Origin of the sequence: Pseudomonas sp. fls2-241-R2A-110 (assembly GCF_030209165.1) — a bacterium.
In the GTDB taxonomy this organism is placed as follows: Bacteria; Pseudomonadota; Gammaproteobacteria; order Pseudomonadales; family Pseudomonadaceae; genus Aquipseudomonas.
The window spans coordinates 86,405-108,409 of record NZ_JARVSN010000007.1; the positions used below are offsets into that span (position 1 = coordinate 86,405).

The 22,005-nt window shown below is 57.6% G+C and carries 18 protein-coding genes and 2 tRNA genes; 19 read left to right on the forward strand and 1 reads right to left on the reverse strand.

Features of this window, described 5'->3' with window-relative positions:
• Positions 1–65 precede the first annotated feature (65 nt).
• From dnaK to QRN31_RS05840, 7 genes are all read left to right on the forward strand, one after another.
• Complete coding sequence (gene dnaK, locus QRN31_RS05810; RefSeq protein WP_285430760.1) at positions 66–1,982, forward strand: molecular chaperone DnaK; 1,917 nt, start codon at positions 66–68, stop codon at positions 1,980–1,982.
• A 297-nt stretch (positions 1,983–2,279) separates the two neighbouring features.
• Positions 2,280–3,404 (forward strand): molecular chaperone DnaJ, encoded by a 1,125-nt coding sequence (gene dnaJ, locus QRN31_RS05815; RefSeq protein ID WP_090175666.1) that lies wholly within the window; start codon positions 2,280–2,282, stop codon positions 3,402–3,404.
• 9 nt (positions 3,405–3,413) lie between these two features.
• Positions 3,414–4,220 carry a 4-hydroxy-tetrahydrodipicolinate reductase gene (dapB, locus tag QRN31_RS05820; RefSeq protein ID WP_090175663.1) on the forward strand — a complete coding sequence of 269 codons (807 nt, stop codon included), beginning with the start codon at positions 3,414–3,416 and terminating at the stop codon, positions 4,218–4,220.
• Positions 4,221–4,479: 259 nt separating this feature from the next.
• Positions 4,480–5,616 (forward strand): glutamine-hydrolyzing carbamoyl-phosphate synthase small subunit, encoded by a 1,137-nt coding sequence (gene carA, locus QRN31_RS05825; RefSeq protein ID WP_285430761.1) that lies wholly within the window; start codon positions 4,480–4,482, stop codon positions 5,614–5,616.
• Positions 5,617–5,736: 120 nt separating this feature from the next.
• Positions 5,737–8,958: a carbamoyl-phosphate synthase large subunit gene (gene carB, locus QRN31_RS05830; protein WP_090175657.1), complete on the forward strand. Its 3,222-nt coding sequence runs from the start codon at positions 5,737–5,739 to the stop codon at positions 8,956–8,958.
• Positions 8,959–8,960: 2 nt separating this feature from the next.
• A complete protein-coding gene (gene greA, locus QRN31_RS05835) occupies positions 8,961–9,437 on the forward strand; it encodes a transcription elongation factor GreA (RefSeq protein ID WP_033058235.1) in 477 nt (158 codons plus the stop codon).
• A gap of 28 nt (positions 9,438–9,465) precedes the next feature.
• Entirely contained in the window at positions 9,466–9,870 is a 405-nt protein-coding gene (locus tag QRN31_RS05840) for an MFS transporter (RefSeq protein WP_285430762.1), read from the forward strand.
• 9 nt (positions 9,871–9,879) lie between these two features.
• On the opposite strand, the gene QRN31_RS05845 is transcribed toward QRN31_RS05840, so the two are convergent.
• Positions 9,880–10,188 (reverse strand): YhbY family RNA-binding protein, encoded by a 309-nt coding sequence (locus tag QRN31_RS05845; RefSeq protein ID WP_007942889.1) that lies wholly within the window; start codon positions 10,186–10,188, stop codon positions 9,880–9,882.
• A gap of 105 nt (positions 10,189–10,293) precedes the next feature.
• Between QRN31_RS05845 and rlmE the strand changes: the two genes are divergently transcribed.
• The 12 genes from rlmE to rbfA all read left to right on the forward strand — a co-directional run bounded on the left by rlmE (position 10,294) and on the right by rbfA (position 22,003).
• Complete coding sequence (gene rlmE, locus QRN31_RS05850; protein WP_208670033.1) at positions 10,294–10,923, forward strand: 23S rRNA (uridine(2552)-2'-O)-methyltransferase RlmE; 630 nt, start codon at positions 10,294–10,296, stop codon at positions 10,921–10,923.
• Between the two features lie 218 nt (positions 10,924–11,141).
• Positions 11,142–13,052 (forward strand): ATP-dependent zinc metalloprotease FtsH, encoded by a 1,911-nt coding sequence (gene ftsH, locus QRN31_RS05855; RefSeq protein WP_017336469.1) that lies wholly within the window; start codon positions 11,142–11,144, stop codon positions 13,050–13,052.
• Positions 13,053–13,060: 8 nt separating this feature from the next.
• Complete coding sequence (gene folP, locus QRN31_RS05860) at positions 13,061–13,912, forward strand: dihydropteroate synthase (protein ID WP_285430764.1); 852 nt, start codon at positions 13,061–13,063, stop codon at positions 13,910–13,912.
• A 16-nt stretch (positions 13,913–13,928) separates the two neighbouring features.
• Positions 13,929–15,266, forward strand: a complete 1,338-nt coding sequence (gene glmM, locus QRN31_RS05865; protein ID WP_285430765.1) for a phosphoglucosamine mutase — start codon at positions 13,929–13,931, stop codon at positions 15,264–15,266.
• Positions 15,267–15,332: 66 nt separating this feature from the next.
• Positions 15,333–16,088 (forward strand): triose-phosphate isomerase, encoded by a 756-nt coding sequence (gene tpiA / locus QRN31_RS05870; RefSeq protein ID WP_285430767.1) that lies wholly within the window; start codon positions 15,333–15,335, stop codon positions 16,086–16,088.
• A 4-nt stretch (positions 16,089–16,092) separates the two neighbouring features.
• The gene (gene secG, locus QRN31_RS05875) at positions 16,093–16,479 is read left to right on the forward strand and encodes a preprotein translocase subunit SecG (RefSeq protein ID WP_090175639.1); all 387 of its coding nucleotides are present in this window, start codon (positions 16,093–16,095) and stop codon (positions 16,477–16,479) included.
• Between the two features lie 22 nt (positions 16,480–16,501).
• A tRNA-Leu gene (locus QRN31_RS05880) sits at positions 16,502–16,587 on the forward strand.
• Between the two features lie 96 nt (positions 16,588–16,683).
• Positions 16,684–16,760: transfer RNA gene (locus tag QRN31_RS05885), tRNA-Met, on the forward strand.
• A gap of 138 nt (positions 16,761–16,898) precedes the next feature.
• A complete protein-coding gene (gene rimP, locus QRN31_RS05890; RefSeq protein ID WP_010463487.1) occupies positions 16,899–17,357 on the forward strand; it encodes a ribosome maturation factor RimP in 459 nt (152 codons plus the stop codon).
• Between the two features lie 47 nt (positions 17,358–17,404).
• A complete protein-coding gene (gene nusA, locus QRN31_RS05895; RefSeq protein WP_007900474.1) occupies positions 17,405–18,886 on the forward strand; it encodes a transcription termination factor NusA in 1,482 nt (493 codons plus the stop codon).
• 27 nt (positions 18,887–18,913) lie between these two features.
• The gene (gene infB / locus QRN31_RS05900; RefSeq protein ID WP_285430768.1) at positions 18,914–21,442 is read left to right on the forward strand and encodes a translation initiation factor IF-2; all 2,529 of its coding nucleotides are present in this window, start codon (positions 18,914–18,916) and stop codon (positions 21,440–21,442) included.
• Between the two features lie 159 nt (positions 21,443–21,601).
• Positions 21,602–22,003 (forward strand): 30S ribosome-binding factor RbfA, encoded by a 402-nt coding sequence (gene rbfA, locus QRN31_RS05905; protein ID WP_008149016.1) that lies wholly within the window; start codon positions 21,602–21,604, stop codon positions 22,001–22,003.
• Positions 22,004–22,005 lie beyond the last annotated feature (2 nt).

Sequence of the window (22,005 nt, forward strand, 5' to 3'; positions counted from 1 at the left end):
TAAGTGCTACCGCAGTTAGCCACCACTGCTGCGGCAACCAAATCCAAAGTTTCGGGAGAGTGAACATGGGCAAAATTATCGGTATCGACCTGGGGACTACCAACTCCTGCGTCTCCGTGCTGGAAAACGGCGTAGCCAAAGTTATTGAAAACGCTGAAGGCGCGCGCACCACGCCGTCGATCATTGCGTACGCCAACGATGGCGAAATCCTCGTGGGCCAGTCGGCCAAGCGTCAGGCTGTGACCAATCCGCACAACACCCTGTATGCGGTGAAGCGTCTGATCGGTCGTAAGTTCGACGAAGAAGTCGTACAGAAAGACATCAAGATGGTCCCGTACAAAATCGCCAAGGCCGACAACGGTGATGCCTGGGTTGAAGTGAACGGCCAGAAAATGTCGCCGCCGCAAATCTCGGCTGAAATTCTGAAGAAAATGAAGAAGACTGCCGAAGACTACCTCGGCGAGCCAGTGACCGAAGCGGTGATCACCGTTCCGGCCTACTTCAACGACAGCCAGCGTCAAGCCACCAAAGACGCCGGCCGCATCGCGGGCCTGGACGTAAAACGTATCATCAACGAACCAACCGCAGCTGCCCTGGCTTACGGTATGGACAAGGCGAAAGGCGATCACACCGTGATCGTTTACGACTTGGGCGGCGGTACTTTCGACGTTTCCGTAATCGAGATCGCTGAAGTCGATGGCGAGCACCAGTTCGAAGTATTGGCCACCAACGGCGATACGTTCCTGGGCGGTGAAGACTTTGACATTCGTCTGATCGACTACCTCGTTGACGAATTCAAGAAAGAAAGTGGCATGAACCTCAAAGGTGACCCGCTGGCCATGCAGCGCCTGAAAGAAGCCGCTGAAAAAGCCAAGATCGAACTGTCCTCGAGCATGTCGACCGACGTGAACCTGCCGTACATCACTGCAGACGCCACCGGTCCTAAGCACTTGAACGTGAAAATCTCCCGCGCCAAGCTCGAAGCGCTGGTAGAAGACCTGGTTCAACGCACCATCGAACCTTGCCGTATCGCTCTGAAAGACTCCGGCATCGACGTTGGCGCCATCAACGACGTGATCCTGGTAGGCGGTCAGACCCGTATGCCACTGGTTCAGAAGCTGGTGACCGAATTCTTCGGTAAAGATGCACGTAAAGACGTGAACCCGGATGAAGCTGTTGCCATGGGTGCTGCTATCCAGGGCGCGGTATTGGCCGGCGACGTGAAAGACGTTCTGCTGCTCGACGTCAGCCCGCTGACCCTGGGTATCGAAACCATGGGTGGCGTGATGACCGCGCTGATCGAGAAAAACACCACGATTCCTACCAAGAAATCGCAAGTCTTCTCGACTGCCGACGACAACCAGGGCGCTGTGACCATTCACGTGCTGCAAGGCGAGCGTAAGCAAGCTGCTCAGAACAAGTCCCTGGGCAAGTTCGACCTGGCCGAGATTCCACCAGCGCCACGCGGTGTGCCACAAATTGAAGTGACCTTCGACATCGATGCCAACGGCATCCTGCACGTAGGCGCCAAAGACAAGGCTACCGGCAAGACCCAGTCGATCGTGATCAAGGCCAACTCCGGTCTGTCCGAGGAAGAAATTCAGCAAATGATTCGCGATGCTGAAGCCAACGTCGATGCGGATCGTCAGTTCGAAGAGCTGGCAAGCGCTCGTAACCAAGGTGATGCGCTGGTTCACTCGACACGCAAAATGGTCGCTGACGCTGGCGATAAAGTGAGCGCTGAAGAGAAGACTGCAATCGAGGCGGCAGTGGTTGCCCTGGAAGCCGCTATTAAAGGCGACGACAAGGCTGCCATCGACGCCAAGGTTGAAGAGCTGTCGAAAGTCTCCGCTCCAGTGGCGCAGAAGATGTATGCCGAACAGGCTCAGCCTGCTGAAGGCGCTGCACCGCACGACGAAAAAGCTCAAAAAGCCGACGACGTCGTTGATGCCGAGTTCGAAGAAGTAAAAGACCACAAGTAAGTTGTTGGTCGCCCGGTTGACTGCCTTCAGGCGGTGACTGGTAGGATGTCGCCGCGCGGGAGCTTGCTCCCGCGTTGGCGTGTCTGGAGTTAGCGAATTTTTACAGCGTGCGACAACGTTCGGATGCTGGCGGTAGGGTCGGGAATGCTCCTGCTTCTCGAACCGAAAGTGCCGCATTGAATCAAAGACCAGGATCGTTGAATTGACGTGAGTTGGGTCCGGGCCTGTATTGGGGCTCAACGAGTTTGGCGAGGCTCAGGAGGGGTTTGCCGAACGTCCTTAAGAGTGCAAAGACTTATGGCAAAGCGTGACTATTACGAAGTATTGGGTGTTGAGCGTGGCTCAAGCGAAGCGGACCTGAAAAAGGCCTACCGTCGCCTGGCAATGAAGCACCACCCGGACCGTAATCCCGATGACAAAGCGTCGGAAGATATGTTCAAAGAGGCCAACGAGGCCTATGAAGTGCTGTCCGATTCGAGCAAGCGCGCGGCATACGACCAATACGGTCATGCCGGCGTCGACCCAAGCATGGGTGGCGGCGGTGCCGGCTTTGGCGGTCAGAACTTCTCCGACATCTTTGGCGATGTCTTCAGCGACTTCTTCGGTGGTGGTCGCGGCGGTGCCCGTGGCGGCGCCCAGCGCGGCAGCGACTTGCGCTACACCCTGGAGCTGAACCTGGAAGAGGCGGTGCGCGGCACGACCGTCAATATCCGCGTTCCGACACTGGTCAACTGCAAACCGTGCGATGGCTCGGGCGCCAAAAAAGGCTCCTCGCCTGTTACTTGCCCGACCTGCGGCGGCATTGGTCAGGTGCGCATGCAGCAAGGCTTCTTCTCGGTGCAGCAAACCTGTCCGCGTTGCCACGGCCAAGGCAAGATCATTTCCGATCCGTGCAACTCGTGCAACGGCGAAGGCCGTGTCGAAGAATACAAAACCCTCTCGGTTAAAGTGCCGGCGGGTGTCGATACCGGTGATCGCATTCGTCTGTCCGGCGAAGGCGAGGCGGGTGCGCAGGGTGGCCCGACTGGCGACCTGTACGTGGTGATCAATGTGCGCGAGCACGCGATCTTCCAGCGTGATGGCAAGCACCTGTTCTGCGAAGTGCCGATCAGCTTTGTCGATGCGGCGTTGGGCGGCGAGCTGGAGATTCCGACCCTTGATGGTCGCGTCAAACTGAAAATCCCTGAAGGGACTCAGACCGGCAAGCAATTCCGTGTTCGCGGTAAAGGCGTTGCGCCTGTGCGTGGCGGCGGTGCTGGTGACTTGATGTGCCGTGTGGCGGTTGAAACCCCGGTCAACCTGGGTCGTCGTCAGCGCGAGTTGCTGGAAGAGTTCCGCAGTTCGCTGGCCGACGACAACAGCCATTCGCCGAAAACCACTGGTTGGTTTGAAGGCGTGAAGCGCTTCTTCGGTGATTTGTAAGGGGTGAGCATGCGACGTATTGCTGTGATGGGTGCGGCTGGCCGCATGGGCAAGATTCTGGTCGAGGCGGTGCAGCAACGGGCGCCGCTGACCGGTCTGACGGCAGCCATCGTGCGCCCTGGCAGCACGCTGATTGGTGTGGATGCCGGTGAGCTGGCCTCATTGGGGCGGATCGGCGTGCCGCTGTCCGGTCATGTGGAATCCGTGGCTGAAGAATTCGATGTGTTGATCGACTTCACGCTCCCGGAAGTCATGCTGAAAAACCTGGCGTTCTGCCGCAAGGCAGGCAAGGCCATGGTGATCGGCACGACCGGTCTGGACGCTGCGCAAAAGCAGTTGCTGGTCGACGCGGGCAAGGATATTCCGATTGTCTTCGCGGCCAATTTCAGCGTCGGTGTAAACCTGTCGCTGAAGCTGCTCGACATGGCTGCTCGCGTGTTGGGCGATGATGCGGATATCGAAATCATCGAGGCTCATCACCGGCACAAGATCGACGCACCGTCAGGCACGGCCTTGCGCATGGGAGAGGTGATTGCCAGCGCGCTGGATCGTGATCTGCAGAAGGTTGCGGTCTACGGGCGTGAAGGCCACACCGGTGCACGTGAGCGCGAGACCATCGGTTTTGCCACTGTGCGCGGTGGTGATGTGGTTGGCGATCATACGGTGCTGTTCGCCTGTGAAGGTGAGCGCCTCGAGATCACCCACAAGGCATCCAGTCGCATGACCTTTGCCAAGGGCGCGGTCCGTGCTGCGTTGTGGCTGGACGGTCGTGAGCCGGGCCTTTATGACATGCAAGACGTGCTCGACCTGCGTTAAGATGCGCCCGAAATCGGGTTCAAACCCAGCGTTTGAGCCCGGTTTTATCCCGCCAAGCGACGTCCTGTCGCATTCTCCGGCCTTTAGGGCTCATTGGCGGTAGACCAAAAAAGCCTTTTTCTGTAAGCTACAGCTTTAGTGTGTCCACTAAAAGCGCGCAGAATTATTCGGTGAAGAAGCGGGGTGACGTGTCCATACGTCACTCCGCTTTTTTACAACCTGCGATCGCCCTTTCAGGCTTTATTTACGGGAGGTCTTCTTGACTAAGCCAGCCATACTCGCCCTTGCTGATGGCAGCATTTTTCGCGGCGAAGCCATTGGAGCCGACGGTCAAACCGTTGGTGAGGTGGTGTTCAACACCGCCATGACCGGCTATCAGGAAATCCTTACCGATCCTTCCTACGCCCAACAAATCGTTACCCTGACTTACCCGCACATCGGCAACACCGGCACCACGCCGGAAGATGCCGAGTCCGACCGCGTCTGGTCTGCTGGCCTGGTTATCCGTGACCTGCCACTGGTTGCGAGCAACTGGCGTAACACGATGTCCCTGTCCGACTACCTGAAAGCCAACAACGTTGTGGCAATCGCCGGTATCGACACCCGCCGCCTGACGCGCATCCTGCGTGAGAAAGGCGCGCAGAACGGCTGCATCATGGCCGGTGACAACATCTCCGAAGAAGCCGCCATCGCCGCAGCTCAGGGCTTCCCTGGCCTGAAGGGCATGGACCTGGCGAAAGTCGTCAGCACCAAAGAGAAATACGAGTGGCGCTCGACTGTCTGGGACCTGAAAACCGACAGCCACGCGACCATCGAAGCCTCCGAGCTGCCATACCACGTGGTTGCCTACGACTACGGCGTCAAGCTGAACATCCTGCGCATGCTCGTCGAGCGCGGTTGCCGCGTGACCGTGGTGCCGGCTCAGACGCCAGCCGCCGACGTTTTGGCGATGAAGCCGGACGGCGTGTTCCTGTCCAACGGTCCTGGTGATCCGGAGCCTTGCGACTACGCGATCCAGGCGATCAAGGAAGTGCTGGAAACCGAGATTCCGGTGTTCGGCATCTGCCTCGGTCACCAACTGCTGGCTCTGGCCTCCGGCGCCAAGACCCTGAAAATGGGTCACGGCCACCACGGTGCCAACCACCCGGTCCAGGACCTGGACACCGGCGTCGTGATGATCACCAGCCAGAACCACGGTTTTGCGGTAGACGAAACGACCCTGCCAGCCAACGTTCGCGCGATCCACAAATCGCTGTTCGACGGCACCCTGCAAGGGATCGAGCGTACCGACAAGAGCGCCTTCAGCTTCCAGGGTCACCCTGAAGCCAGCCCTGGCCCGAACGACGTAGCGCCACTGTTTGATCGCTTCATCAACGAAATGGCCAAGCGACGCTAATCGCTGGCCTTGATGAGCAAAGCTTGAGGGGCGGTCCTGATAACCGGCGGCCCCCCTCAAGGCTTCAAAGATTGAACAAGACGGCTTGCCGACTGACCTGCGGATTTGAGTGACAAACCCATGCCAAAACGTACAGACATTAAAAGCATCCTGATTCTCGGCGCTGGCCCGATCGTGATCGGCCAGGCTTGCGAATTCGACTACTCCGGCGCCCAGGCCTGTAAAGCCCTGCGCGAGGAGGGCTACCGCGTCATCCTGGTGAACTCCAACCCGGCGACCATCATGACCGACCCGGACATGGCTGACGCCACGTACATCGAGCCGATCAAATGGCAGACCGTTGCCAAGATCATCGAGAAAGAGCGTCCGGACGCGCTGCTGCCGACCATGGGTGGCCAGACCGCCCTGAACTGCGCACTGGACCTGGAGCGCGAAGGCGTTCTGGAGAAGTTCGGCGTAGAGATGATCGGCGCCAACGCTGACACCATTGACAAGGCTGAAGACCGTTCGCGCTTCGACAAGGCGATGAAATCCATCGGCCTGGACTGCCCGCGTTCGGGTATCGCCCACAGCATGGAAGAGGCCAATGCGGTCCTCGAGAAGCTCGGTTTTCCGTGCATCATCCGTCCGTCCTTCACCATGGGCGGCACCGGTGGCGGTATCGCTTACAACCGTGAAGAGTTCGAAGAAATCTGCGCCCGTGGTCTCGACTTGTCGCCGACCAAAGAGCTGCTGATCGACGAATCCCTGATCGGCTGGAAAGAATACGAGATGGAGGTTGTCCGCGATAAGAAGGACAACTGCATCATCGTCTGCTCCATCGAAAACTTTGACCCGATGGGCGTGCACACCGGTGACTCGATCACTGTTGCTCCTGCGCAGACCCTGACGGACAAGGAATACCAGATCATGCGTAACGCCTCCCTGGCGGTACTGCGTGAAATCGGCGTGGAAACCGGCGGCTCCAACGTCCAGTTCGGCATCTGCCCGGACACTGGCCGCATGGTGGTCATCGAGATGAACCCGCGGGTATCCCGTTCCTCGGCCCTGGCGTCGAAAGCCACTGGTTTCCCGATTGCGCGTATCGCTGCCAAGCTGGCGATCGGCTACACCCTGGACGAATTGCAGAACGAAATCACCGGCGGCGCTACTCCTGCGTCCTTCGAGCCGTCCATCGACTACGTCGTGACCAAGCTGCCACGTTTCGCCTTTGAAAAATTCCCGAAAGCCGACGCACGCCTGACCACTCAAATGAAGTCGGTTGGTGAAGTCATGGCCATCGGCCGGACCTTCCAGGAATCCCTGCAGAAAGCTTTGCGCGGTCTGGAAGTGGGCGTTTGCGGTCTGGACGAGAAGCTCGACTTGAGCAACCCGGAAAGCATGAGCATCCTCAAGCGCGAACTGACCGTGCCGGGCGCCGAGCGTATCTGGTACGTGGCTGACGCCTTCCGCGCCGGCCTGTCGGTCGAAGACATCTTCGGCATGAACATGATCGACCCGTGGTTCCTGGTGCAGATCGAAGATCTGATCAAGGAAGAAGAGAAGGTCAAGACCCTGGGTCTGGCCAGCATCGACCGCGACTTGATGTTCCGCCTCAAGCGCAAAGGCTTCTCCGACATGCGTCTGGCCAAGCTGCTGGGCGTGACCGAGAAGGCTCTGCGCCGTCATCGTCACAAGCTGGAAATCTTCCCGGTCTACAAGCGCGTTGACACCTGCGCGGCCGAGTTCGCTACCGACACCGCCTACATGTACTCGACTTACGAGGAAGAGTGCGAAGCAGCGCCGTCGGGCCGCGACAAGATCATGATCCTCGGCGGCGGTCCTAACCGTATCGGCCAGGGTATCGAGTTCGACTATTGCTGCGTACACGCGGCACTGGCCCTGCGCGAAGACGGTTACGAGACCATCATGGTCAACTGCAACCCGGAAACCGTTTCCACCGACTACGACACCTCCGATCGCCTGTACTTCGAACCAGTAACCCTGGAAGACGTGCTGGAAATCTGCCGGGTCGAGAAGCCTAAAGGCGTGATCGTCCAGTACGGCGGCCAAACCCCGCTGAAACTGGCGCGTGCCCTGGAAGAAGCCGGCGTACCGATCATCGGTACCAGCCCTGACGCCATCGACCGTGCCGAAGACCGTGAGCGCTTCCAGCAGATGGTTGAGCGTCTGAACCTGCGTCAGCCGCCAAACGCCACCGTGCGCAGCGAAGACGAAGCGATTCGTGCCGCCGCCAAGATCGGTTACCCGCTGGTGGTTCGTCCGTCCTATGTTCTGGGCGGCCGCGCAATGGAAATCGTCTACGAAGAAGAAGAGCTCAAGCGCTACCTGCGTGACGCGGTGAAAGTGTCCAACGACAGCCCGGTGCTGCTCGATCACTTCCTCAACTGCGCCATCGAAATGGACGTGGATGCGGTCTGCGACGGCACCGATGTAGTGATCGGCGCGATCATGCAGCACATCGAGCAAGCCGGCGTTCACTCCGGTGACTCCGCGTGCTCCCTGCCGCCGTACTCGCTGCCTGCCCACATCCAGGACGAGATGCGCGAACAGGTCAAGAAAATGGCCCTGGAACTGGGCGTGGTCGGCCTGATGAACGTGCAGTTGGCGCTGCAAGGCGAAGACATCTACGTCATCGAAGTCAACCCGCGCGCTTCCCGTACCGTGCCGTTCGTCTCCAAGTGCATCGGTGTTTCCCTGGCGATGATCGCGGCACGCGTCATGGCCGGTAAAACCCTGAAGGAAATCGGCTTCACCAAAGAAATCATTCCGAACTTCTACAGCGTGAAAGAGGCGGTGTTCCCATTCGCCAAATTCCCTGGTGTGGACCCGATCCTGGGTCCAGAGATGAAATCCACCGGTGAAGTGATGGGCGTGGGCGATACCTTCGGTGAGGCGTTTGCCAAAGCTCAAATGGGCGCCAGCGAAGTGCTGCCGACCGGCGGTACCGCGTTCATCAGCGTGCGTGACGACGATAAGCCACTGGTTGCAGGCGTGGCCCGTGATCTGATCAACTTGGGCTTCGAAGTGGTTGCCACTGCCGGGACTGCCAAGCTGATCGAAGCCGCAGGCCTGAAAGTGCGTCGTGTGAACAAGGTGACCGAAGGTCGTCCACACGTGGTGGACATGATCAAGAATGACGAAGTCACCTTGATCATCAACACTACCGAAGGCCGTCAGTCGATCGCTGATTCGTACTCCATTCGTCGTAATGCCTTGCAGCACAAGATTTACTGCACCACTACCATTGCTGCTGGCGAAGCTATCTGTGAAGCGCTTAAGTTCGGTCCCGAGAAGACTGTGCGCCGCTTGCAGGATCTACACGCAGGATTGAAGGCATGAGCATAACCAAGTACCCAATGACCGTTCAGGGCGCCAAAGCCCTGGAAGAAGAGCACGCTCACCTGACCAAGGTCGTCCGTCCGAAGCTTAGCCAGGACATCGGTACGGCCCGCGAGTTGGGTGATTTGAAGGAAAACGCCGAATACCATGCTGCCCGCGAGCAGCAGGGTATGGTCGAGGCGCGGATCCGTGACATCGAAGGTCGCATGCAGAATGCAGTGATCATTGATGTCACGACCATTCCTCACACTGGCAAAGTGATTTTCGGCACCACCGTAGAAATCGCCAATGTCGAGACTGATGAAAGCGTCACTTACCACATCGTGGGTGAGGATGAGGCTGACTTCAAACTGGGCAAGATTTCGGTAGGTTCGCCATTGGCCCGCGCCTTGATTGCCAAGGAAGAGGGTGATGTCGTTGCCGTGAAAACGCCTGGTGGCGTTATCGAGTACGAGATTGTCGAAGTCCGCCACATCTGAACGCAGGCGCCCGCTCCGTGCAGGCGCCATGCTTTGGCAACTGGCTCAGATGTTGTGGGTCGGCGGCCTGTGGCTGTTACACATCGGTCTGCTGCCGGTGCTGGGCCAGATAGGCCTGGCGCCGCTGCTGATCGACGAAATTGCAGGCATGCTGAATGCGCTGGTGGTGGAGTTCGCCGCAGCGTGCTTGGTTTTTCAGGCTTTGGTGCTGGTTCAGGCCGAGGGCCTTGTCAGTCTATGGTGCGATATTCGCGGGCAACTGCTGCTGATGGCGCTGTTTGCGTGTGCGATGTTCGTCGCAGTGCATATTGGCTGGCCGGACGCCATGCGTTGGCAGGTGTTCAGCTATCTTGCTCTGGGTTTTTCCGGGCTCGTGCTGGTGTTGCAACCGGTGCCTGGATGGAGTGGCAGGGTGCGCGAAGCACACCCTTGACCCTTGCCATCATTTGAAGCGATGGACGTTCGACAGCTGCTTGTTGACGCTGAAGTTCTTGCGGTAAATCAGTGCCATCTTGCCGATGACCTGAACCAGATCCGCTTTGCCGACCTTGCAGAGTTCTGCAATGGACGCCAGGCGCGATTCGCGATCGAGGATGTTGAGCTTGATTTTGATCAGCTCGTGATCCGCCAGCGCGCGTTCAAGTTCGGCTAACACACCTTCAGTCAAACCGTTGTCAGCCACAATCAAAACTGGTTTCAGATGGTGGCCAATGGATTTGTACTGTTTCTTCTGCTCTTGAGTGAGCGGCATAATCTGACCCCTGCGTCTGATCTTGTAAAAAGCGGCGGCCAGTTTACCCGAGCGAGTCCGGGACCGCCCAGTTAATCACGACCCGTTTTATTTTCGAGGTGGCCCGTGGCCCGTTCCAAGACAAGCCTTAAGTGGTTGCAAAGACATGTCAATGATCCCTATGTAAAGCAGGCGCAGAAGGATGGCTACCGCTCGCGTGCGAGTTACAAGCTTCTGGAGGTCCAGGAGAAATACAAACTGATCCGTCCCGGCATGACCGTTGTCGACCTGGGTGCGGCGCCTGGGGGGTGGTCGCAGGTGACTAGCCGTCTGATCGGTGGTGAGGGGCGTTTGATCGCCTCGGACATTCTGGAAATGGACAGCATTCCAGACGTGACTTTCATCCAGGGTGACTTCACCGAGGACAAAGTGCTCGCGCAGATCCTTGAAGCTGTCGGTAATTCGCAGGTGGACCTTGTGATTTCCGATATGGCCCCCAATATGAGTGGTACGCCTGAAGTGGATATGCCAAAAGCCATGTTTCTTTGCGAGCTGGCGCTTGATTTGGCGGAACGGATACTCAAACCGGGTGGTAATTTCGTGATCAAGATTTTTCAGGGCGAAGGGTTTGATGTGTACCTGAAGGATGCTCGTCGGAAATTCGACAAGATCCAAATGATCAAGCCAGACTCTTCTCGTGGCAGTTCCCGCGAGCAATACATGCTGGCCTGGGGTTACCGCGGGCGTAGTGAGTAACGGGCGTAGTGAGTAAAACGAGGTTTTTTGGCGGGGCGATAGGTTTTTCGTATTTCGCCCCGTGAGCTTTAACGAATATTGTGTAGAAAGTGTTTCACAAAGGGTTACAGACGGCGCCTGCCAGAGCCGTAGGTAATGTAGTAAGTTAGGCCGGTGAATATCATGCGAAGCACGCGCCATTAGCGGAGCTTGCTTCAGAGGGTAGTTAATTGAACGATATGGCAAAGAATCTGATCCTGTGGTTGATCATCGCGGCTGTCCTGGTGACGGTGATGAACAACTTCTCCAGCCCTAACGAGCCGCAGACCCTCAACTATTCCGACTTCATCCAGCAGGTCAAGGATGGCAAGGTCGAGCGCGTAGCCGTTGATGGCTATGTGATTACCGGTAAACGCAACGACGGCGACAGCTTCAAGACCATTCGTCCTGCTATCCAGGATAACGGCTTGATCGGCGACCTCGTGGATAACCATGTCGTGGTCGAAGGCAAGCAGCCTGAACAGCAAAGCATCTGGACTCAACTCCTGGTCGCGAGCTTCCCGATCCTGGTGATCATCGCCGTCTTCATGTTCTTCATGAGGCAGATGCAGGGCGGTGCCGGTGGCAAGGGCGGGCCGATGAGCTTCGGCAAGAGCAAGGCGCGCCTGCTCTCCGAAGATCAGGTGAAGACCACCCTGGCTGACGTTGCTGGTTGCGACGAAGCCAAGGAAGAAGTCGGCGAGCTGGTTGAGTTCCTGCGTGATCCGGGCAAGTTCCAGCGTCTGGGCGGTCGCATTCCGCGCGGCGTTCTGATGGTTGGCCCTCCAGGTACGGGTAAAACCCTGCTCGCCAAGGCGATTGCCGGCGAAGCCAAAGTGCCTTTCTTCACCATTTCCGGTTCCGATTTCGTCGAAATGTTCGTCGGTGTGGGTGCCAGCCGTGTTCGCGACATGTTCGAACAAGCCAAGAAACACGCGCCGTGCATCATCTTCATCGATGAAATCGATGCCGTTGGTCGCCATCGTGGTGCTGGCATGGGTGGTGGTCACGACGAGCGCGAGCAGACTCTCAACCAGTTGCTGGTAGAGATGGACGGCTTTGAAATGAATGACGGCATCATCGTCATCGCCGCAACCAACCGTCCGGACGTACTGGACCCTGCGTTGCTGCGTCCTGGCCGTTTCGACCGTCAGGTCGTGGTCGGTCTGCCGGATATTCGTGGTCGTGAGCAGATTCTCAAGGTTCACATGCGCAAAGTGCCAATGGGTGACGACGTCGCTCCGGCTGTGATCGCACGTGGTACGCCTGGCTTCTCCGGTGCTGACCTGGCTAACCTGGTAAACGAGGCATCGTTGTTCGCTGCCCGTACCGGCAAGCGCATCGTTGAAATGAAAGAATTCGAGCTGGCCAAGGACAAGATCATGATGGGCGCCGAGCGCAAATCCATGGTCATGTCCGAGAAAGAAAAACAGAACACCGCCTATCACGAAGCAGGCCATGCCATTGTGGGTCGTGTCGTGCCTGAGCACGATCCGGTTTACAAAGTCTCGATCATCCCGCGCGGTCGTGCGCTGGGTGTAACGATGTTCCTGCCGGAAGAGGATCGTTACAGCCTGTCCAAGCGTGCGCTGATCAGCCAGATCTGCTCGCTGTACGGTGGCCGTATCGCTGAAGAAATGACCTTGGGCTTCGACGGTGTGACCACTGGCGCGTCCAACGACATCATGCGAGCCAGCCAGATTGCGCGGAACATGGTCACCAAGTGGGGCCTGTCGGAAAAACTCGGTCCATTGATGTACGCCGAAGAAGAGGGTGAAGTGTTCCTCGGTCGTGGCGGCGGTGGTCAGAGTGCAAGCTTCTCCGGTGAAACGGCCAAGCTGATCGACTCCGAAGTGCGCAGCATCATTGACCAGTGCTACGGCACGGCCAAGCAAATCCTTACGGACAACCGCGACAAGCTCGACGCGATGGCCGATGCCCTGATGAAGTACGAAACGATCGATGCCGATCAAATCGACGACATCATGGCTGGTCGTACGCCGCGCGAACCTCGTGACTGGTCGGGTGGAACCGGTACTTCCGGCACACCTCCGGCAGTGCAGGACCCGCGTCCGGAAACACCGATTGGCGGCCCGGCTGCTGACGTATAAGGTTTGAAATGACTTCTGTTCAGTCCTCGACCCGGTTGCCTTGCGGCAACCGGGTTCTTGATTTGTCCCAGACGCATGTCATGGGCATTCTCAATGTCACCCCCGATTCCTTTTCCGATGGCGGCCGATACAGTCAGCTCGATACGGCCTTGCGCCATGCCGAAGCAATGGTGGCGGCCGGCGCGACGTTGATTGACGTGGGTGGCGAATCGACAAGGCCTGGTGCAAGGGCCGTTTCGCCGCTTGAGGAGCTGGAGCGCGTAGCGCCTGTCGTTGAGCTCATCAGTCGTGAGCTGGACGTGATTATTTCGGTCGATACGTCCACGCCAGCGGTCATGCGCGAAACGGCGCGGTTGGGCGCGGGCTTGATCAATGACGTGCGGTCGCTGCGTCGAGACGGTGCCCTGGATGCCGCCGCCGCCACCGGGCTGCCTGTCTGCCTGATGCATATGCTTGGTGAGCCTGGCGATATGCAGAACGATCCGTACTACCAGGATGTCACACGTGAGGTCGGCGAATTTCTCGCTGAGCGCATGGCCCAATGCGCGGCGGTGGGCATTCCGGCCGAGCGGATTATTCTTGATCCAGGCTTCGGGTTCGCGAAAACGTTGCAGCACAATCTAAGCTTGTTCAAACATATGGAAGCCTTGCATGCCTTGGGGCGGCCCCTGTTGGTCGGGGTTTCGCGAAAGAGCATGATAGGCCTGGCCTTGAATCGCCCGGTTGGAGAACGCCTGTTTGGTGGTCTGGCGCTCGCGGCGCTGGCTTCGGCCAAGGGTGCGCGTATATTGCGCGTCCATGATGTAGCCGAAACAGTGGACGTGGTCCGGATGATCGCCGCAGTGGAATCAGCCGAATAAGAATGATGGAGCACTTATGAGCAAAAAATATTTTGGCACCGACGGTATCCGTGGTCGGGTCGGCGAGTACCCGATTACTCCTGACTTCATGCTCAAGCTCGGCTGGGCTGCTGGCATGGCGTTCCGCAAGATGGGCGCCTGCAAGGTGCTGGTCGGCAAGGACACCCGGATTTCCGGTTACATGTTTGAGTCCGCGCTCGAGGCCGGCCTGACGTCGGCAGGTGCAGATGTCATGTTGCTGGGCCCGATGCCGACTCCGGCGATCGCGTACCTGACGCGTACCTTCCATGCTGAAGCCGGTATCGTGATCAGTGCCTCGCACAATCCTCATGATGACAACGGTATCAAGTTCTTCTCGGGCAAAGGCACCAAGCTGCCGGATGAACTCGAGTTGATGATTGAAGAGTTGCTCGATACCCCGATGACCGTGGTTGAGTCGAGCAAGATCGGTAAAGTGTCGCGCATCAACGATGCCTCTGGCCGCTACATCGAATTCTGCAAAAGCAGCGTCCCGACCGGCACCAGCTTCGCTGGCCTGAAAATCGTGGTCGACTGCGCCCACGGTGCGACCTACAAGGTTGCGCCGAGCGTGTTCCGTGAATTGGGTGCAGAGGTCATTGTGCTGTCCGCTCAGCCTAACGGCCTGAACATCAATGACAATTGCGGTTCGACCCATATGGGACAATTGCAGGCTGCCGTATTGGCCGAGCATGCCGATCTGGGTATCGCCTTCGACGGCGATGGTGATCGCGTCTTGATGGTCGATCACACGGGTGCCGTTGTTGATGGTGATGAGTTGCTGTACATCATTGCCCGCGATCTGCATGAGCGTAACAAGCTGCAAGGTGGCGTCGTCGGCACGTTGATGAGTAACCTGGGGCTGGAGCTTGCGCTGGCTGACCTGTCGATTCCTTTTGTGCGCGCCAACGTTGGCGACCGTTATGTGATCGCTGAGTTGCTGGAGCGTAACTGGCTGGTCGGCGGTGAGAACTCGGGTCATATCGTCTGCTTCAATCACACCACGACGGGTGATGCGATCATCGCTGCATTGCAGGTGCTGATGGCGCTGAAGTCTCGTGCTGAAGGTCTCGCGCAGTCTCGTCAGGCGTTGCGCAAGTGCCCTCAGGTGCTGATCAATGTCCGGTTCGGTGGGGGTGCGAGCCCGCTCGACCATCCGGCGGTCAAGGAAGCCAGCGATCGTGTTACCCAGGCGATGGCCGGTCGCGGACGCGTACTGTTGCGCAAGTCCGGGACAGAGCCATTGGTGCGGGTGATGGTCGAAGGCGAGGACGAAACACAGGTTCGTGGTTACGCCGAAGAGCTGGCAAAACTGGTTACTGAAGTTTCTGCCTGAATTCGGCTTGCCAGCCATGATTGTGTTGGGTAACATCTGCGCCCACTTTGACCGACGAGGTACAGCATGCGTCGCCCTATGGTAGCTGGTAACTGGAAGATGCACGGTACCCGCGCCAGCGTCGCTGAGCTGATCAATGGCCTTCGTCATCTGGCCTTGCCGAGCGGTGTTGATGTAGCGGTATTCCCGCCTTGCTTGCATATCAATCAAGTGATTGATGGTTTGAAAGGTCAGTCGATTTTGGTCGGCGCGCAGAACTCTGCGGTGGAATCCATGCAAGGTGCGTTGACCGGTGAAGTTGCGCCGAGTCAGTTGGTGGATGCAGGGTGTTCCCTGGTACTTGTCGGGCATTCCGAGCGCCGCCAGATTATGGGCGAGCAGGACGGCATGCTGAATCGCAAGTTCGCAGCGGCACAGGCATGTGGCTTGATTCCGGTGTTGTGCATAGGGGAAACCCTTGAGCAGCGTGAAGCCGGGAAAACTCTTGAGGTTGTCGGGCGTCAGCTTGGCAGTATCATAGAGGAGCTGGGTGTTGGTGCCTTTGCCAATGCAGTAATTGCTTACGAGCCGGTCTGGGCCATTGGCACCGGGCTGACTGCTTCGCCGCAACAGGCGCAGGATGTGCACGCAGCCATTCGCGCTCAGTTGGCGGCAGAGAATTCTGAAATCGCACAAGGTGTGCGACTTCTATACGGCGGCAGCGTGAAGGCGGCCAATGCGGTCGAACTGTTCGGCATGCCGGATATCGATGGGGGGCTCATTGGTGGAGCTTCCCTGAATGCAGATGAGTTCGGTGCGATTTGTCGCGCCGCGGGAAACTGAAAAAATGCTGGAAACAGTCGTAGTCGTTTTTCATCTGCTGGGTGCATTGGGCGTAGTTGCTCTGGTATTGCTTCAGCAGGGTAAAGGTGCGGATGCTGGCGCGTCTTTCGGTGCAGGTGCTTCAAATACTGTGTTCGGAAGCCAAGGTTCCTCTACCTTTCTTAGTAAGTTTACTGCTATACTTGCCGCCGGTTTCTTCATAACCAGCTTGGGGTTAGGTTACTTTGCTAAAGAGAAGGCTCACCAGCTGACTCAAGTAGGTTTGCCAAACCCAGCAGTGTTGGAAGTTCCAAAGCAACAACAACCGGCTTCTGATGATGTCCCGGTGCTTCAAGAGCAAAAGTCGGCTACTCCAGCGACTGACGTGCCTCCAGCTCAAGAGCAGAAGTAAGAAGAGTTTCAAACGTAGTATTGCCGAGGTGGTGGAATTGGTAGACACGCAACCTTGAGGTGGTTGTGCCCATAGGGTGTAGGGGTTCGAGTCCCCTTCTCGGTACCAATTATCAGGAGAGCCCGCTGTTGCGGGCTTTCTTGTAGGTGGAAGGTTACATTGACCCTGTCAGGGATCGGTCGTATACTTCCGCCCCAGCTTTGTCGCGGGGTGGAGCAGTCTGGTAGCTCGTCGGGCTCATAACCCGAAGGTCGTCGGTTCAAATCCGGCCCCCGCAACCAGTTTAAGGAGCCCCTTTTAAGGGGCTTTTTGTTAGCTGGATACTTTCTACGCCGCTGTTCGACGGCGTTTCAAGGATGGGCGTTTCGCCCATTTTTTTATTTTGCATAGCATGCACATACATGCACGAGGGGGTTCAGGTGTCGAGCAAGCTAGAAGAGTTGCAGGCCTTGTTGGCCCCGGTGGTCGTGGCCCTAGGCTATGAATGCTGGGGTATTGAGTTTTCGGCTCAAGGTCGCCACTCAATGTTGCGCGTTTATATTGATAAGGAAGGCGGCGTGCTGGTGGACGATTGTGCCATCGTCAGCCGTCAGATCAGCGGTGTCCTGGATGTTGAAGATCCAATCGCCGTTGAATACACCCTTGAAGTTTCCTCGCCTGGCATGGAACGCCCGCTGTTCACTATTGAGCAGTTTGCAAAATTTGCCGGTGAACAAGTGAAGATCAAGCTGCGCTCGCCCTTTGAAGGACGACGCAACTTTCAGGGCCTTCTGCGCGGTGTAGAAGAGCAGGACGTCGTGGTGCAGGTAGAAGACCATGAGTTCCTGTTGCCGATCGATATGATCGACAAGGCCAACATTATTCCCAGTTTTGACTGAGACGCGGATCCCGCGGATCCAATGGCTTGCGAAAGGCGAGGCGTACGATGAGCAAAGAAGTACTGCTGGTTGTTGAGTCGGTATCCAATGAAAAGGGCGTACCGGCAAACGTAATTTTTGAAGCGCTGGAGCTGGCTCTGGCCACTGCTACCAAAAAGCGTTTTGAGGACGAAGTCGATCTGCGTGTGGAAATCAATCGCCACACCGGCGCTTACGAGACTTTCCGTCGCTGGACGGTCGTCGAAGAAGCAGACCTGGACGATCCGGCCATCGAAACCTGGCCGAGCAAGGTTGCCGAAACGCATCCTGGCGCCAAAGTTGGTGATGTAGTCGAAGAAAAGATCGAATCCATCGAGTTCGGCCGCATCGCTGCACAGACAGCCAAGCAAGTCATCGTGCAGAAAGTGCGCGAAGCCGAGCGCGCTCAAGTCGTTGATGCCTATCGCGAGCGCCTGGGGGAAATCATCTCCGGCACCGTGAAAAAAGTCACCCGCGACAACGTGATCGTCGACTTGGGCAATAACGCTGAAGCGTTGCTGGCCCGTGAAGACATCATCTCTCGCGAAACTTTCCGGGTTGGCGTGCGTTTGCGTGCGCTGCTCAAGGAAATCCGCACCGAGAACCGCGGCCCGCAGCTGATCCTGTCGCGTACCGCGCCGGAAATGCTGATCGAGTTGTTCCGCATCGAAGTGCCGGAAATTGCTGAAGGCCTGATCGAAGTAATGGCTGCGTCCCGTGATCCGGGTTCGCGCGCCAAGATCGCGGTCCGCTCCAAGGACAAACGCATTGACCCGCAAGGCGCTTGCATCGGTATGCGCGGTTCGCGCGTCCAGGCAGTGTCGGGTGAGTTGGGCGGTGAGCGTGTGGACATCGTTCTGTGGGACGACAACCCGGCTCAGTTCGTGATCAATGCAATGTCGCCGGCTGAAGTGGCGGCAATTATCGTTGACGAAGATGCCCATGCAATGGACATCGCCGTTGGCGCAGACAATCTGGCTCAGGCCATCGGTCGTGGTGGTCAGAACGTGCGTCTGGCTAGCCAGTTGACTGGCTGGACCCTGAACGTGATGACCGAATCGGACATCCAGGCTAAGCAGCAAGCAGAAACCGGCGACATCCTGCGCAATTTCATTGACGAGCTGGAAGTCGATGAAGACCTGGCACAGGTGCTGGTAGATGAAGGCTTCACCAGCCTGGAAGAGATTGCCTACGTACCGTTGGAAGAAATGCTCAACATCGACGGCTTTGACGAAGAAACCGTCAACGAGCTTCGCGCTCGCGCCAAGGATCGTTTGTTGACCAAAGCCATCGCTACTGAGGAAAAGCTGGCAGACGCCCATCCGGCCGAAGACCTGCTCTCGCTTGAGGGTATGGACAAGGATTTGGCGATGGAACTGGCGGTGCGCGGCGTAATTACCCGCGAAGACCTGGCCGAGCAGTCTATTGACGATCTGCTCGACATCGACGGCATTGACGATGATCGTGCCGGCAAGTTGATCATGGCCGCCCGAGCCCACTGGTTCGAGTAATTAGGCGCGGCCTGAGGAGAGAAGTGCATGACGCAAGTCACGGTGAAACAACTGGCCGATGAGGTCAAAACACCGGTAGAGCGCCTGTTGCAGCAGATGCGTGAGGCAGGTCTGCCGCACACCGCCGCCGAAGAACATGTGACTGACAGTGAGAAGCAATCTTTGCTGACTCACTTGAAAAGCAGCCACAAGGCGAAAGTGGAAGAACCACGCAAGATTACACTGCAGCGTAAAACCACCAGCACCCTGCGTGTTGCTGGCAGCAAAAGCATCAGTGTTGAAGTGCGTAAAAAGAAAGTTTTCGTACAGCGCAGCCCGGAAGAAATCGAAGCCGAGCGCAAACGCGAACTGGAAGAACGTCGCGCAGTAGAAAATGCTGCTCGTCAGAAGGCTGAAGAAGAAGCCAAGCGTCGCACCGAAGAAGAAGCGCGTCGCCAGCCTGCTGCTGCGCAATCCGCTACTAATGACGCTGTTGCAGCACCTGCTGCAGTTGCCGAACCAGTACGTGAAAGCGCACCGGTTGTGGCGGCTGCTCCAGCGCCGTCTGCCGACGTTCGCAACAAGCAGAACGAACAGCGCCGTCCGGACAAACCACGGGCCGACGATAACAATCGTCGTGGCAGTGGCGATGGTGAGCGCAAAAACGCTCCGCATCGTGCTTCGGTCAAGGAAAAAGCGCCTGCTCCGCGTGTTGCCCCACGTACCACCGACGAAGAAAGCGATGGCTTCCGTCGTGGTGGTCGCGGCAAGGCCAAGCTGAAAAAGCGCAACGCCCACGGTTTCCAGAGCCCAACCGGCCCTGTCGTGCGTGATGTGCAGATCGGCGAGACCATCACTGTTGGCGATCTCGCCAATCAGATGTCGGTCAAGGCTGCTGAAATCATCAAGTTCATGTTCAAACTGGGTACTCCAGCGACCATCAACCAGGTGCTTGATCAGGAAACTGCTCAACTGGTAGCCGAAGAACTGGGCCACAAAGTGACCCTGGTCAGCGACACCGCCCTGGAAGATTCCCTGGCCGAGTCCCTGAAGTTTGAAGGTGAGACATTCTCCCGTGCGCCAGTCGTGACCGTAATGGGCCACGTTGACCACGGTAAGACGTCGCTGCTCGACTATATCCGTCGTGCCAAAGTAGCTGCTGGCGAAGCCGGCGGTATCACCCAGCACATCGGTGCGTACCACGTTGAAACCGAACGCGGCATGGTCACCTTCCTCGACACTCCTGGTCACGCCGCGTTTACCGCAATGCGTGCCCGTGGTGCCAAGGCGACTGACATCGTGATCCTGGTCGTTGCAGCGGACGACGGCGTAATGCCGCAGACCATTGAAGCGGTCCAGCACGCCAAGGCTGCCGGTGTTCCACTGGTTGTTGCAGTGAACAAAATCGACAAGCCGGGCGCTGATCTCGATCGCATTCGTAGCGAACTGTCGGTTCACGGTGTGACTTCGGAAGAGTGGGGCGGCGACACCCCGTTCGTATCGGTTTCGGCGAAAGTCGGTACCGGCGTGGACGAGTTGCTCGAAGCTGTTCTGCTGCAAGCTGAAGTTCTTGAACTGAAAGCAACGCCTTCGGCTCCTGGCCGTGGTGTCGTGGTTGAATCGCGTCTCGACAAAGGTCGTGGCCCGGTTGCAACCGTTCTGGTTCAAGACGGTACCCTGCGCCAAGGCGACATGGTGCTGGTCGGTTCGAACTATGGCCGTGTACGTGCCATGCTCGACGAGAACGGCAAGCCAATCAAGGAAGCCGGTCCTTCCATCCCTGTCGAGATCCTCGGCCTGGACGGTACCCCGGACGCTGGCGACGAGATGAGCGTGCTGTCGGACGAGAAGAAAGCCCGTGAAGTGGCTCTGTTCCGTCAAGGCAAGTTCCGCGAAGTCAAACTGGCTCGCGCTCACGCCGGCAAGCTGGAAAACATCTTCGAAAACATGGGTCAGGCAGAGAAGAAGACGCTCAACATCGTCCTCAAATCCGACGTCCGTGGTTCGCTGGAAGCGTTGAACGGTGCCTTGAACGGCCTGGGTAACGACGAAGTGCAAGTGCGTGTTGTCGGTGGCGGTGTCGGTGGTATCACCGAATCCGACGCCAACCTGGCACTGGCCTCCAACGCTGTACTGTTTGGCTTCAACGTGCGTGCCGATGCTGGCGCTCGCAAGATCGTCGAGCAGGAAGGTCTGGATATGCGTTACTACAACGTGATCTACGACATCATCGAAGACGTCAAGAAAGCCCTCACCGGTATGCTGGGCAGCGATGTTCGCGAGAACATCCTGGGTATCGCTGAAGTGCGTGACGTGTTCCGTTCGCCGAAGTTCGGTGCGATCGCCGGTTGCATGGTTATCGAAGGTGTTGTTCACCGTAACCGTCCAATCCGTGTACTGCGTGAAGACATCGTTATCTTCGAAGGCGAGCTGGAATCCCTGCGCCGCTTCAAGGATGACGCTTCCGAAGTACGTGCCGGCATGGAATGCGGTATCGGCGTGAAGAGCTACAACGACGTCAAAGTCGGTGACAAGATCGAAGTCTTCGAGAAGGTTCAGGTTGCTCGCAGCCTCTAACTCGCGCACTTCAAGGGCCACGATGAGCCGCTGCATGCAGATGCGCGGCACAGCGTCAGGACTCTAAACGCAACGCCCGGTCTGGCTTTTGTCAGGCCGGGCGTTTGCCGCTTTCAGACCCTTCGGGTTTCGCCGTGGGGCAGTAACAGGTAACAAGACATGGCAAAAGAATACAGCCGTACCCAACGTATCGGCGATCAGATGCAGCGTGAGCTGGCACAGCTGATCCGTCGTGAAGTCAAAGACCCGCGCGTCGGCCTGGTCACCATTACCGCTGTTGAAGTCAGCCGTGACGTCGGTCACGCCAAGATCTTCATCACTGTGATGGGGCAGGACAACGCCGAAGACATCGCGCAAAGCATCAAGGTGCTCAACTCCGCCGCCGGTTTCCTGCGCATGCAGTTGGCCCGCGAAATGAAGTTGCGCAGCGTTCCTCAGTTGCACTTCCACTACGACGAAAGCGTCGTGCGTGGTGCGCACCTGTCGGCCCTGATCGAGCGTGCGGTGGCTGAAGATAATCAGCACCCGGTTGCGGCTGAAGCCGAAGACACCAAGGAGTAATC

Coding starts and splice junctions, on each gene's coding strand:
- dnaK (WP_285430760.1), top strand. CDS start 66: ATGGGCAAAATTATCGGTATCGACCTGGGGACTACCAACTCCTGCGTC.
- dnaJ (WP_090175666.1), top strand. CDS start 2,280: ATGGCAAAGCGTGACTATTACGAAGTATTGGGTGTTGAGCGTGGCTCA.
- dapB (WP_090175663.1), top strand. CDS start 3,414: ATGCGACGTATTGCTGTGATGGGTGCGGCTGGCCGCATGGGCAAGATT.
- carB (WP_090175657.1), top strand. CDS start 5,737: ATGCCAAAACGTACAGACATTAAAAGCATCCTGATTCTCGGCGCTGGC.
- QRN31_RS05840 (WP_285430762.1), top strand. CDS start 9,466: ATGCTTTGGCAACTGGCTCAGATGTTGTGGGTCGGCGGCCTGTGGCTG.
- QRN31_RS05845 (WP_007942889.1), bottom strand. CDS start 10,188: ATGCCGCTCACTCAAGAGCAGAAGAAACAGTACAAATCCATTGGCCAC.
- ftsH (WP_017336469.1), top strand. CDS start 11,142: ATGGCAAAGAATCTGATCCTGTGGTTGATCATCGCGGCTGTCCTGGTG.
- folP (WP_285430764.1), top strand. CDS start 13,061: ATGACTTCTGTTCAGTCCTCGACCCGGTTGCCTTGCGGCAACCGGGTT.
- glmM (WP_285430765.1), top strand. CDS start 13,929: ATGAGCAAAAAATATTTTGGCACCGACGGTATCCGTGGTCGGGTCGGC.
- tpiA (WP_285430767.1), top strand. CDS start 15,333: ATGCGTCGCCCTATGGTAGCTGGTAACTGGAAGATGCACGGTACCCGC.
- secG (WP_090175639.1), top strand. CDS start 16,093: ATGCTGGAAACAGTCGTAGTCGTTTTTCATCTGCTGGGTGCATTGGGC.
- nusA (WP_007900474.1), top strand. CDS start 17,405: ATGAGCAAAGAAGTACTGCTGGTTGTTGAGTCGGTATCCAATGAAAAG.
- infB (WP_285430768.1), top strand. CDS start 18,914: ATGACGCAAGTCACGGTGAAACAACTGGCCGATGAGGTCAAAACACCG.
- rbfA (WP_008149016.1), top strand. CDS start 21,602: ATGGCAAAAGAATACAGCCGTACCCAACGTATCGGCGATCAGATGCAG.